The organism is Paenibacillus xylanilyticus, from assembly GCF_047246825.1.
GTDB lineage: Bacteria > Bacillota > Bacilli > Paenibacillales > Paenibacillaceae > Paenibacillus > Paenibacillus xylanilyticus_B.
Genome location: NZ_JBFOLB010000004.1, coordinates 264,193 through 276,964, shown reverse-complemented (window position 1 = coordinate 276,964; position 12,772 = coordinate 264,193). Strand labels below are relative to the sequence as shown.

Sequence of the window (12,772 nt, the reverse complement as noted above, 5' to 3'; positions counted from 1 at the left end):
GTAATGCTTGTTTTCATTTAATAAGTACTTGTTAGTTGTTGTTTTAGTTTTGTACCCTGCGATGAAACGGAGAAAGATTGTTTATGAAGTCATCCTATTTAACCCGTCCTTTTTATTTCCTGTGGACGACCCAAACAGCTGCGAATGCTGCTGACGTACTTTACATTATGGCACTTACGGTGCTCGTCCTCGATCGTACCAACTCTCTCGTGTCAGCCGCACTTTTGCCGCTGATGCGGAGCGGGGCTCAAATGCTGAGCAGTTTGATTGCACCTTTGCTGATCCAGCGTTTCAAATTATCCAACCTTCTTTTGCTTTCACAGGCAGGGCAGTTTTTGCTGTTCATATGCCTGGCTGTTTATATGCAGCTTAATGGGGAAGCGGCATCCCTTGTGTTGGTATTTTCACTTGTATTTGTGATGTCTTTTCTCGATGGCTGGACAACGCCGGCTCGCAATGCACTTATTCCCCGTCTGGTGACACATGAGCAAGGTTTGCTCAAAGCCAACGGACTTATGAGTGTCAGCGATCAGATTGTACAATTCGCAGGCTGGGGACTAAGTGGCGTCGTGGTTGCATTTCTGGGAGCTAGTCCCACGTTGTTGCTGACGGCTATGATTTATGGCTTGGCCGCAGTGTTTACGCTGGGTATCAGGGAACCAATGAATCCAGAACTTGAAGGAAGTAGATTGGACACATCTTCGGAGAAAATAACAGCAGCGGGAACATCCAAATGGCATACGTTAACCGAGGGATGGAAAATGATATGGAAAACGCCCCGTCTGCGGGTGCTTACCGTTATGGATATGATCGACATGCTTGGCGGTTCAATCTGGGTAGGAGCCTTTACTTTGGCTTTCGTACAAGTTGCCCTTGGACAAGGCGAGGAATGGTGGGGATTCATTAATGCCGCTTATTTCGCTGGTACCATAGGTGGCGGGCTGCTGGTGCTCGCACTGGCACGGATCATTGGCAACCGTTATTTCGTGGTGATGATGATCGGCATGGCCGGTTATGGAATACTGACCGCTTTTTACGCAATCAACACACAACCTTTCATTGCACTTATATTCGTTATGGTGATGGGACCTTTTGCCGAGCTATCCATGATTAATCGGCGCACACTGATTCAGAGCAGCGTAATCAATCGTTTACTGCCGAAGGTGTTATCCGCTCAGGCATCTCTCATGCATCTGGTATTTTGCATTTCATTGCTAGGCATGGCGTGGCTTGCCGAGTACATCGGAATTGTGAACCTCTACCTGTTTGCGGCCGGATTGACCATATTGGCAATTTTCGTAGGTTTGCTGAATTACCGGGCTTTCCGGGACAAAGCTGCTCAGGACGGCATAATCAGTTAAGCCGATAAAATGAACCTTGAGAAAGTGTAGTACAAGCTGCTCTAAAAAGGTTTAATGCAGTTTTCTTCATAGATCATCAAGTTTACGGCGGGTTAGATCACATCTGTGGGCTCTGTAATGCCCGCCGCATTCATACTATCAGCACCATCAACTGCATCAATGACACCCACGGCGAGCGTAGTCACTGCAGCAGCAGCCAGAAGATGTTTGGCGCCAAACTTAACTCGTTCCATATCTTCTTCTTTCATGCCTAGGACAACGTCTTTGCCACCGTTATACACATATTTGGCTGAAACAGCGACGCCTTTTGCCGTGTTGGTCACAGCATCTCCCCAATCAGCAAGCCCTGTCTCGACCGCAGCATCATCTTTTCGAATAGCACCGCTGGCAAGGTCATATGTACCGCTGGCCATTTGCCCTATCGTCTTCCCTGTGTTAATCGTAGCTTTCTCTACGCCGTTCCCAATTTCCTTGATAAAGGGACTACCTGCGATCTCACCGACAACTCTCACGCTGCCGCCCAGTACTTTTCCGGTAACTTCCCCGGCGAACTGACCCAGTCCTTTTAAAAAACTCATCCTTGATCCTCCTCTAGAAACGATATGTTTTCTTGTAGTTTATTATATTCGTATGCAAGACAAAAGACCATCTGCGTCAGCCCAGGCATTGCAAAAAAAGCGCTGCCCCATCAGGATCAGCGCTTTCCGCCTTACTCGACCATACCAAATTGATTAGGCCACGCTTTGGAAGTGGGCCGTATCAGGAGCAGCATGTAGTGGAGGGGAAGGAAGTGATTCTGTAGAAGCGAAGCGTTCGCGTTTGTTTCCGGATTTCCCCCTAATAAAGGCGGAATTCAAACAAATCCGGGGACAACCAGCGATTGGAAGAACGATCCGCCCCGGAACGTCTACCACTGCTCCAAACTCACTTCCACCCACCGTGCCTAGTCAATGAATCCTTCCATTACCACCGTCGGCATCATATTCGACTGCCAAGCGCCCTTGCCGTAACCGCCGTTATAACCTGGTGTAGCCTGCGGCTCCCAATAGAATACGCCTTTTCCTTTGCCGTTTGGCAGGTTGCGGAATTGGTTTTTCATCGCGGTAACGAAACTTTTGCCAGCTGCGGGCTGGTTGTTGTCCATGCCAATTTCTGAGACGATAATCTCTTTGCCGTAGCGGTTGATCAAGTCCTTGGCATTATTCACCGTATTAGTGACAGCTGTATTCCAGCCGGAAGCCGAAGGATAGAGGGACATGGCAATCATATCGAAATTGGCACCGTTGTTGATCAGTCCGCCGATATTCCATACATAAAGGGCATTGTCGTCACCGCCTGCAAGATGGACAATCGTTTTGGTTCCTGTGCTCATGGACTTGACAGCATTATGACCCGTGTTCACCAGCCATGCGTAATTTTTCATGTTCGTGGACGCCTTACCGTCCTCCCATAACATGCCGTTGCTTGTTTCGTTCCCGATCTGTACCCAGTCAGGCGTAACCCCTTTACTCTGCATGGCTGTCATCACATCGCGTGTATGATTCCATACGGCATCCATCAGCTGTTGGAAGGTGTAGTTTTTCCAGGCTGCCGGTTTGGTCTGTTGGCCAGGGTCTGCCCAGGAATCACTGTAGTGCAGAGTCAACATGACACTCATGCCCGCGTTTTTGGCCCGCTGTGCCAAAGCAGCGGCGCGATCCTTATTCATGTACCCGTTGCCATAATCATTGGAAGGATTAACAAACACCCGGATACGAACCGAGTTGATCTGATAATCGTTTTTCAAAATATCAATAATGTCACGCTGTACCCCATTTTTGTCTTTCCATTTGTACCCTTGCGCTTCCATGCCTGGTACCCAGCTTATATCAGCCCCCTTGGCGAAGCTGGGTGCTGCACTGACATGCTGACCCGCAGGCAGCATAATGGAGGTGAACAACAACACAAGAACAAGTGTAATCGATATTTTGTAACCCCTTACAAATTTAAGCATTAAAATATTCCTCCCTGAATATTAGAATGAGTTGCAATCTAATTATAGGTGGGAGGAGTCGTGAAACTACAGGGTTGATTTCCAATATTTTGGTTGTTTTTCAAACTACTCACTTAAAAAAGACAAATAAAAAAAGCCGTCCGAAGACGGCTTTTCTACCCGTGGCGCTTTTTGAAACCTTGATCCGTATCCCGCGCCTCCACCAGACTCAGTTAATTTGAGCTAGTGGATCGGGTAAGGGACACGTTCAACAAATGATTAGAAATGTTGACGCACCTCCTTTCCTTGTGGCAAGAGTATACAACACCTTGTTTCGGAAAGCTAGTCTTTTTTTCATATTAACGAAAATTATTTTTCGGTCTGGAACATCGTCATATCCCGTGCATAATGACTCTTCGTTCCGTTCTCGTTGCGAATGCGCACGCTATCTTCGCTAATCCGTTCCACAATACCGCGGCCCACCTCGCAATATACGCCAGCCGGGTCTTCCTGCCATGCCGTTACGACACATTGGGACAGTGCAGCTGTGAAAAACTCTATATTTTTTTGTAACGTTCTAGGTTTATTTGATTTCATTATATACTCCTTTAACAACAACATATTTGTAATGAGAACAGCAACCGGGCTAAATTACACTGTACATCACTTTACTCTGTCTATTGCTCTTTGTAAAGGGATGGAAAAAGTTATCGTCATGAGGTATCATTTACATAAATTTTACACTGCATTTACACTGCGATGACGCTTGAATCCAATCACGGATAGTACAATTATAGTAGAACCATTAAACAAGGATTGATATGCAACACATTCGGAGGCCATACATGCATAGAGATATCAAAACAGGCAACTATGTTAACCGTGATTTAAGCTGGGTTGAATTTAATCGTCGTGTACTACAAGAGGCTCAGGATCCAACCACACCTCTGCTCGAACGATTGAGATTTCTCGGAATAGTGGCCAGTAATTTGGACGAGTTCATGAGTGTAAGGGTAGCGGAGACAAAAGAGAAGATCAAGGCCGGATTTACCCAAAAGGATTTTTCGGGATATACGCCATCCGGTTTGTACCGCAGATTGATTAAACGAACCGGGACCATGGTCGCCGAGCAATATAAAACCTACCGGGAACTGATCCGTTTACTCGCCAAAAAGGGTGTTGTTCTGCAGGAGTATAACGAACTTAATGGAACACAGCAGCGGGCGATGGATCAATACTTTCATGATATTATTTTTCCGGTGTTAACACCTATGGCAGTGGATCAGAGCCGCCCATTTCCACTGGTGCATAATAAATCGGTTTATCTTGCCGTGATGCTTCAAAAAGAAGAAGAGCAGGAAGATGAGCCATTTTTTGCAATTGTTCAGGTGCCATCCAATCTGCCGCGTGTTATTCCGGTACCCCTTCGAGCGAATAGCAAGAAGAAAACGTTCATTCTGATTGAAGATCTGATCAAACATCATACACATACCCTGTTTAGCGGATATATTCCGCTGGCTGTTCAGGAATTCCGATTGACCCGCAATGCAGATCTTTTCATTAATGAAGAAGAAGCGGAAGATTTGCTCGAAGCGATTGAAAAGGAACTGCGCCGCCGGCGCCGGGGAGCTCCTGTTCGGCTTGAAGTTTGCAAGGATTTCCGTTCGGATGCCCTGCATGAATTGCAGGAAGAATTCGAGATTCAGGATCCGGTATATGAAATCGATGGTCCATTGGATTTGAGTTTCCTGGCTGGATTCGTGGATAGTATCGAAGGCTTTACCCATTTGAAATATAGCCCGGTGAAACCGGTGTATCCTCCGGAATTTTTACCGCGGGAGAGTCATTTTGAACTGCTGCGGAAACAGGATGTACTTGTTCATCATCCCTATGAGTCGTTTGAACCTGTCACTGATTTTGTATTGGAAGCTTCGGAAGATCCGCGGGTTATGGCCATTAAAATGACGCTATACCGGGTGAACGGGGATTCGCGTCTCATTCCGGCACTGGCTCACGCAGCGGAAAGTGGCAAGCAGGTAACCGTTGTGGTGGAACTGAAGGCACGCTTTGATGAAGAACGCAATATTGCATGGGCGCGCAAGCTGGAAAAGGCGGGTTGTCATGTCGTATACGGTTTGGTTGGATTGAAAACCCATGCGAAGATCATTCTTGTCGTGCGCAGGGAACAGAACGGGCTAAGACGTTACGTACACGTTGGAACAGGCAACTACAATGAAAGTACGGCCAAGGTATATACAGACGTAGGACTGTTCACCTCCAATCCGATTATTGGTGAGGATGCGTCGGAACTCTTTAATGAGATAACCGGGTATTCCGGACCGAAGGCGATGCAGGCTTTCCGCGTTGCTCCGGATGGCATGAAGGATGAACTGTTTTCACTCATACGGAGGGAAACGGAACATGCCCTTAAGGGAAAACGAGCCCGGATCATTGCCAAAATCAATTCGTTGTCTCATCAGGATATGATCGATGAATTATATGTTGCATCCCAGGCTGGTGTACAGATCGATCTGATCGTGCGTGGAGTATGCTGCTTGCGACCGGGTGTGGAGGGGCTCAGTGAAAATATCCGAGTGATCAGTATTGTGGATCGTTTTCTGGAGCACTCTCGTCTGTTTTACTTTGAAAATAACGGGAACCCGGACGTGTATATCTCCAGTGCAGACTGGATGACCCGGAATTTGAAGCGAAGAATTGAACTGATGTGCCCGGTATTTGACCCGACACTCAAAAAAATGCTTGTCGAAATTCTGAATTTGTCCCTGAATGACAATGTAAAAGCAAGGGAACTGATGCCTGGCGGCAATTATGTATTTGTGGAAAATGATAAGCCCCCGCTGAGAAGTCAGACGGAGGCGATGGGCATTATTCCTTGGAAGCCTGCAGAGTGGAGTATGTTAACTTAACGTCCCAGGCTTCTTCCAGATCCTTGGCGGCCTCTTCCAGGCCGTTCAGTTCCAATAACGGCTCGGCTGAACAGATGAGTTTTATCTGCAGCGAGCCGTTTTCTTTGCTCGCTTGTATAGCAGAGATCCGCTCTGATCGATGGATGGCTTCGGCTATGCGCAAGATGGAGCCCAATCGATGAGCGTGCCGCTCATCCGAATCCTTAAGAATGTCCCGGTGCTTGTTTAGCAGCTGGGGCGTTCTTTTTTTTGGATGATAATCGGCTGCGATGGCGGTTAGCACGGTTTCCCGGTGTGAGAGTCCGTAAATGCCCGCATTCATGATCCAATAAGCGGAGTGCTGAGGGTAACGGAAATAATTAATCTGTTTTCCCGCTCCATGCAGCATGCAGGCTGTATACAGAATTCGGGCATCTGCCGGGTTGAGTGTTTTCCCTTCCAATGCCTCATGCAACACGACAGCATCCTGATGAATTCGTTTCAGCTTTTTCTCTGGGACCGGCGGGCCAAAATGAATGAAGTTACGGATGCTGTCCTCCAGTGCACTAGGCGCGGCTGGCCGATATGGAATCATCAGATCACGCAGAATTCCGTCTCGTAGTCCCGCTCCGCTTACAACATAACGATCCCCCTGAATGATCTCAAAGACCGTTCTCAGAATCAGTACGCCCGGCACAATAATGTCAGCACGGTCTTTCGCCAGACCCGGAACTTTTTTGCGTTGGGCTGATGTGAGATAAGGCAGAGACTTGGACAAGTTCTCCATGGCTGAGGCACGGATCTCATAGTGATGGGTTACCGGTAACGAGTATTGTGTTCTTTTCTGTTCAATTTTGGCGAGTGTACGCATGGTACCACCGAGCCCAATGAGCGGAAGACCCGGATGCTGACGGACCCAGTCCTGATTGCGCAGAGCCTGAGTGACATCATTACATAGGGCAGCAACATTTGCTTCAGACCAGGTATCTTCCCCGCCATATCGGGCATGGGAATTCACGGCGCCAATGGGGAGTGAAATGCTGTGGAGTCTTTTGCGATCCCGGAATATCGTAACTTCGGTACTGCCGCCCCCGATATCCACAACATAGCCGTCCTGCAGATCGATGGACTGAATAACCCCGAGAAAGCCATAATACGCTTCCTGATCTCCTGAGGCACACTCAATCTCAAGTCCGGTCTCCTCCTCGAGCCAGTCAATGATTTGCGCAGCGTTGCTGGCATTGCGAATGGCTGCGGTTGCCGCAGCTTGGATACGTTTGGTTTGAAATGCTTCACAAGTAGCCTTGAATTGCTGCAAGACAGTTATGGCTTGGTCCAGCGAATGACGCAGGATCTGTCCATCCTCTTCAACGACATTGCTGAGTCGGGCAGCATATTTATCTTCATGAATGATCCGGTAAGCTCCTTCCTGATCCAGTTCATAAATGACCAGACGAATGGAGTTGGAGCCAATATCGATAATGCCGAGAGTTCCTTTTGAGTTCATATGCATCTCCTTCTAGACAGGTATTCTACCCAAGTTGCAGCAAGGCAGCCATGGCTTCCGGTGAACCTGGAGGGGTGGAGGAGAAGGGCGTGGTCAGCATTACCACAATGATGAAGACAATGAAACAGGCAAACAAAATACAGCTTACGGCAAAACCGCGATTGCGTTTCTTCATAAACAGTCGAATACCTGTAACGAAAAGAAGTACCGTGACGGCGACCAGCACAATGGACATTGCAAAATAGGCTACGCCATACAGTGATTTGAAAAATGCTTCCATGTTTTCTGAACGCTCCTTAGATCCTCATATTTAAGCCTTTCCATTACATTCCTTAGTAGCATACGACAGATTGATGCGTTTGAAAAGCAAACCCGGGCGTGTGTACCTTTCATTAAACAAGCCTATGGACGTTTCTAACGGAAAAGGGGCAACCGCCTTGGACAGACATCCAAGAGAAGACGACTCCTGTTGAGTATGTATATGGAAGGACCATTGTTCAGGAAAGGAGATCAACTCATGTCGAGACAGCTTGCAAGCAAATGGCTGAAGACGGCGGCACTGATGAAATATCCGGTAGCAGCTGTTCATATCCCACAGACGATGGCATTTAATTCGAGGAATCTGCTGCACATGCTTAGCCGTTATGGAATGGTGTACATCAAACCCGTTGTGGGTGGCGGGGGCTACGGCGTCATCAGAGTATCTACGAGCGGAGGCATATACCGCTATACGCATATGAAAGTTACACGTTCATTTCCCAATTACGGCCAAATGTATCGTTCTCTCGTACGTGTCAAAGTCAGACGAAGATACATGATCCAACAGGGAATCCATCTGGCGACCATTCAGGGCAGACCTGTGGATTACAGGGTTAAAGTGGTCAAAACCGAACGTGGCTGGGTTTTCCGTTCACTGGTAGGACGTTTGGCTCGTCCCGGACTATGTGTAACCAACCTGAGCAAGGGAGGCACGATGCTGCCAGGAAGAAGGGCACTTGGTCTTTCACTCCCACATATATCGGGCAGACACAAACGCCGGGAGATGCGTTCATTGACACTGACGTGTACTCAGATAATGGAAAGACAATTTCCGGGTGTGGGATCGCTCGGTTTCGATTACGGATTGGATCACTCCGGCAAGATATGGATTTTGGAAGTGAACACCAGACCCCAGTAGAAAATAGTGAATAAATATAAAAAAATCCAAAACTAAACCGATAAATATATAGAGAAAATCATTTGTAAAACGTTTGAAATGAAAAGAAAACGGGTAATTTACTCGCAAACATCTTAAAACTATGAGTTGTAGCTAAAAAAAATATTTTGACATTCGTTCTAATAGAAACGTTACGATCCTGTGTATAAGTACTGTCCACATAATCCACGTTGCTTAATCAACATTTTTACCATTTATCAACAACCTATGCACAGGATTTCCACAAAACCTTGTGGATAACAGAACGCTTGTTCTCTTTATAAATCTCTGATATAGTAGTTTTGAGGAAAAAAAAGGAAAGGTTGTGGCGGGAAATGGCTATGTTATCCGATGAGATGTTGTTGGATTCCTACCATAAGGCGATTGAGCTTAATCTCGAGAGAGATTTCATCGCGCTGCTATTGGCAGAAATCCATAAGCGCAAACTGGGTACCGACGTATCTGCCATTCTTCACTAGAGATCCTCATTGCAGGCAATGCTAAAGGTTTCCGGACATGTCCCATTGTGCGATGGCCCAGAGGGTGCTTGTCTGACAGTGGTGACAGTACATCATATGAATGCAACCGTTTTCGTTTCCGTCTTCTTCTGCCATGGAAGAGGAAGTCTGCAACGAATAGGGGCTGTACGGTCCGGTGTAGTCGTCCAATTTGCCGCATTCTGACAGTCCCTGAAGGCAGTGGGGACAAGCCTGCTCCGGTACAACCAGACCGTTACACAGCGGGCATATATAAGACAAGGGTATCCCTCCTGATTTTAAACTTCAGGAGTAAGATACCCTTTTTTGTGTCTTTTATGTGATTCAGGAAAGAACTAGCGTTTCATGTTACTGCTGTGTCCTGGGGACAGCTTGGCATCCGGATCGAAGTAAACTTTCGCATTGTTAACTGCGGTTGGTGCTTCGCCAAATCCAACAGCGATCAGCTTCAGTTTGCCCGGGTAAGTGGTGATATCCCCGGCAGCAAAGATGCCTGGAATGGATGTTTCCATACGCGAGTCAACGACGATGGAGTTGCTGTCAATTTCGATGCCCCATTCGGCAATCGGTCCGAGCGACGATACGAATCCAAAGTTGACGATAACGGCATCAACGTCAATTTCTTTTGTTTCTTTCGTTTTGACGTGTGACAGCGTGACTTTGGTAATGGTATCATCCCCATGGAGTTCCGTAATCTCGGTGGGTGTAACCACGTTAACCTTGGAATTCATCAAGTTCTCCACACTGTGCTCATGTGCACGGAATTTGTCACGGCGATGAATCAGGGTTACCTGTTCTGCGATCGGCTCCAGCATAAGTGCCCAGTCTACAGCAGAGTCACCGCCACCACTGATCAGCACTTTTTTGCCGGCAAAGGCGTTCAGATCACTGATGAAGTAATGCAGGTTGGATTTCTCGAACTTGGCTGCACCTTCAAGCTCCAGGCGACGTGGTTCGAATGCGCCAACGCCTGCAGTGATGATTACTGCTTTGGCATGATATTCGTTCACATCGGTTTTGACGACGAAATGACGCTCGTCCAGTTTTTCAACGGATACTACTTTTTCTTCAAGACGAATATTCGGGTTAAAGTGACTCATTTGTTCAATCAGGTTGTTTACCAATTCCTGAGCCGTTACTTTGGGAAAACCCGCAACGTCATAAATGTATTTTTCCGGATAAAGGGCAGCCAGTTGTCCGCCAAGTTGAGGCATACTTTCTACTAGAGTAACGGATGCCTGACGCATCCCTCCGTAGAATGCGGCGAACAGACCCGCAGGGCCGCCACCAATAATAAGCAAATCGGTCATGTCATGACCGGCAGTTTGTGCAGTCAAGAATCAACAACACCTTTCTTATTTTAATAGGTAGTTAACAGAAATAATGTAGCCGGATACATCGTGTCTCCAGCGTTTGTTGCTGAACTGTCTTTCTCATTATAAACGGTGTAAACTGGGTTGCAAAGTTGGCAACCCGATGAATCTGGGAACAATTGATGAAGATCAGGTGAGAATAGGATGAAATTGGAAATGAAAGGCTATGAAAAATAACAAAAAAAACCTTGATATTTACCAGAAATACAGATATTCTTGACCTGTACTATGTGTTTTTTTGTCTAAATAAGAGCCAATTTGTAATTCGAAGACAAGACCCGCGTTTTGTTGAATCTTGTGTATAATTTCACAATTTTAAATGGACATGTACATGCAAAAAATTCAAATAAATTCGCGAAGTTAACATTTGTCGTCATAATGGATAAGACTTCATCCATATTTTGTAGTATGTGCAGTTGAAGGTATAGAATCGAATGATGCAAAATGTTGTAAAAGAAGATACGTGAGTGAAACCGGAAGGGGTTAAGACATGAGCAGCATTCCCAAAATCGTCATTCTCGGCGCGGGTTATGGCGGGATTTTGACAGCCCAGCGGCTGCAGAAGGAATTAAACTATAACGAAGCCGACGTCACATTGGTGAACCGGCATGATTATCACTATATTACAACACATCTACATATGCCAGCAGCCGGCACGGATACGATCGAACATGCGAGGGTGCCGATCTCCAAGCTGATTGATGAATTCAAGATTGATCTGGTTAAGTCGTCCGTGAAGGAAATCCGTCTGCAGGATCGCAAGGTCATTCTGGAAGACGGTACGTTATCCTACGATTACCTGATTATTGGTCTTGGCGGTGAACCGGAGACCTTTGGTATTCCAGGCATGCTTGATCATGCCATGACGATTCGCAGCATTAACTCGGTAAGGCTCATTCGGGAGCATATCGAATACCAGTTTGCCATGTACAAAAACGATAATAAACGTAACCGCATTCGTTTTGTCGTGGGTGGAGCCGGATTCAGCGGAGTTGAGTTTGTAGCGGAGCTTGCTGATCGCATTCCTCAGCTGTGCAAGGAATTCGACGTGAACCCCAAAAATGTGCATATCTACAATGTAGAGGCGGCACCTTCAGCCCTGCCTGGCTTCGATCCGGAATTGGTAGAGCATGCGATGAATGTGTTGAAGAAAAAAGGCGTTACCTTCAAAATCGGTGTTCCGATCAAGCAGTGCCTGCCGGATGGCGTCATTGTGGGTGAAGGGGAAAAAATCGATGCAGCCACGGTGGTATGGACCGGCGGGATCCGCGGTAATGCGCTGCTTGAACAGGCCGGCCTAGAAGTTATGCGCGGCCGGGTAAAAGTGGACGAATATTTGCGTGCTCCGGGACATGAGCACGTCTACGTCATTGGTGACAATTCACTCGTATTCAACGGAGAAGGGCGTCCTTATCCGCCAACAGCCCAGATTGCGATGCAGCAGGGTGTCAATTGTGCGAAAAACGTGGTTGCTGCCATTCGCAAAAAACAGCCACAGCCTTTTGTGTTTACAAGTAAGGGAACCGTTGCTTCGCTTGGTAAAGGTGAGGCCATTGCCGTGGTTGGTGGCAAGAAGTATAAAGGCTGGAAAGCAGCTCAGCTGAAAAAACTGGTGGATCTCCGGTATTTGTTCATCATTGGAGGCATTCCGCTCGTACTGAAGAAAGGGCGGTTTTTTGGATGAGACATTGCAGTGTTCAGGTTCGGGGTCTGCTTACGCGTGACGAACTGGATCGCTACAACGGCCTGATGCAGGTAGGCGGTTACCTTGAGGAACAGAATCAGTATGACCTGGCTTATATTGTGCAAAAGGAAGTGGACATCCTCATCCTGCCTGCGATTGAACGGCTTAAGGAAAAGGGACGGGACCGGGATCGGGCCACCGCTGAGTTTCTGGAATCTCTCAAGGCGATGGAAGAAGAGGACCGGGATTAATACGTTTTCGAGCATATCTTGGTAAA

Annotated in this window: 13 protein-coding genes; 6 read left to right on the top strand and 7 right to left on the bottom strand. The window is 47.1% G+C overall.

What is annotated here, in order from left to right; translation table 11 throughout:
• The first annotated feature begins 83 nt into the window (after window positions 1-83).
• Complete coding sequence (locus tag AB3N00_RS23825; RefSeq protein ID WP_413036814.1) at window positions 84-1,361, top strand: MFS transporter; 1,278 nt, start codon at window positions 84-86, stop codon at window positions 1,359-1,361.
• Between the two features lie 92 nt (window positions 1,362-1,453).
• Here the strand turns inward: AB3N00_RS23825 and AB3N00_RS23820 are convergent, their stop codons facing one another.
• The 3 genes from AB3N00_RS23820 to AB3N00_RS23810 all read right to left on the bottom strand — a co-directional run bounded on the left by AB3N00_RS23820 (window position 1,454) and on the right by AB3N00_RS23810 (window position 3,930).
• Window positions 1,454-1,939, bottom strand: coding sequence for a hypothetical protein (locus tag AB3N00_RS23820; RefSeq protein WP_413036813.1), 486 nt, complete (start codon window positions 1,937-1,939; stop codon window positions 1,454-1,456).
• 365 nt (window positions 1,940-2,304) lie between these two features.
• Window positions 2,305-3,354 (bottom strand): arabinogalactan endo-beta-1,4-galactanase, encoded by a 1,050-nt coding sequence (locus tag AB3N00_RS23815; protein ID WP_413036812.1) that lies wholly within the window; start codon window positions 3,352-3,354, stop codon window positions 2,305-2,307.
• Between the two features lie 348 nt (window positions 3,355-3,702).
• Window positions 3,703-3,930 (bottom strand): hypothetical protein, encoded by a 228-nt coding sequence (locus AB3N00_RS23810; RefSeq protein ID WP_095292093.1) that lies wholly within the window; start codon window positions 3,928-3,930, stop codon window positions 3,703-3,705.
• 248 nt (window positions 3,931-4,178) lie between these two features.
• Between AB3N00_RS23810 and ppk1 the strand changes: the two genes are divergently transcribed.
• Window positions 4,179-6,260, top strand: a complete 2,082-nt coding sequence (gene ppk1 / locus AB3N00_RS23805; protein ID WP_413036811.1) for a polyphosphate kinase 1 — start codon at window positions 4,179-4,181, stop codon at window positions 6,258-6,260.
• Here the strand turns inward: ppk1 and AB3N00_RS23800 are convergent.
• Window positions 6,220-7,746 (bottom strand): Ppx/GppA family phosphatase, encoded by a 1,527-nt coding sequence (locus tag AB3N00_RS23800; protein WP_413036810.1) that lies wholly within the window; start codon window positions 7,744-7,746, stop codon window positions 6,220-6,222. The genes ppk1 and AB3N00_RS23800 overlap by 41 nt on opposite strands.
• Before the next feature lie 25 nt (window positions 7,747-7,771).
• The gene (locus tag AB3N00_RS23795) at window positions 7,772-8,026 is read right to left on the bottom strand and encodes a hypothetical protein (RefSeq protein ID WP_095292088.1); all 255 of its coding nucleotides are present in this window, start codon (window positions 8,024-8,026) and stop codon (window positions 7,772-7,774) included.
• Window positions 8,027-8,263: 237 nt separating this feature from the next.
• Here AB3N00_RS23795 and AB3N00_RS23790 point away from each other — a divergent pair, with 237 nt between their 5' ends.
• Both AB3N00_RS23790 and AB3N00_RS23785 read left to right on the top strand, forming a co-directional pair.
• Complete coding sequence (locus AB3N00_RS23790) at window positions 8,264-8,923, top strand: YheC/YheD family protein (protein ID WP_413036809.1); 660 nt, start codon at window positions 8,264-8,266, stop codon at window positions 8,921-8,923.
• Window positions 8,924-9,276: 353 nt separating this feature from the next.
• A complete protein-coding gene (locus AB3N00_RS23785; RefSeq protein ID WP_017692430.1) occupies window positions 9,277-9,420 on the top strand; it encodes a sporulation histidine kinase inhibitor Sda in 144 nt (47 codons plus the stop codon).
• A gap of 21 nt (window positions 9,421-9,441) precedes the next feature.
• Here the strand turns inward: AB3N00_RS23785 and AB3N00_RS23780 are convergent, their stop codons facing one another.
• A complete protein-coding gene (locus tag AB3N00_RS23780; protein WP_413036808.1) occupies window positions 9,442-9,699 on the bottom strand; it encodes a hypothetical protein in 258 nt (85 codons plus the stop codon).
• A gap of 74 nt (window positions 9,700-9,773) precedes the next feature.
• Window positions 9,774-10,748 carry an NAD(P)/FAD-dependent oxidoreductase gene (locus AB3N00_RS23775; protein WP_413036882.1) on the bottom strand — a complete coding sequence of 325 codons (975 nt, stop codon included), beginning with the start codon at window positions 10,746-10,748 and terminating at the stop codon, window positions 9,774-9,776.
• 553 nt (window positions 10,749-11,301) lie between these two features.
• On the opposite strand from AB3N00_RS23775, the gene AB3N00_RS23770 reads away from it, so the two are divergent.
• Both AB3N00_RS23770 and AB3N00_RS23765 read left to right on the top strand, forming a co-directional pair.
• Window positions 11,302-12,495, top strand: coding sequence for an NAD(P)/FAD-dependent oxidoreductase (locus AB3N00_RS23770; RefSeq protein WP_175399242.1), 1,194 nt, complete (start codon window positions 11,302-11,304; stop codon window positions 12,493-12,495).
• Window positions 12,492-12,746 carry a hypothetical protein gene (locus tag AB3N00_RS23765; RefSeq protein ID WP_175399243.1) on the top strand — a complete coding sequence of 85 codons (255 nt, stop codon included), beginning with the start codon at window positions 12,492-12,494 and terminating at the stop codon, window positions 12,744-12,746. The genes AB3N00_RS23770 and AB3N00_RS23765 overlap by 4 nt, the downstream gene beginning before the upstream one ends.
• The last annotated feature ends 26 nt before the right edge of the window (window positions 12,747-12,772 follow it).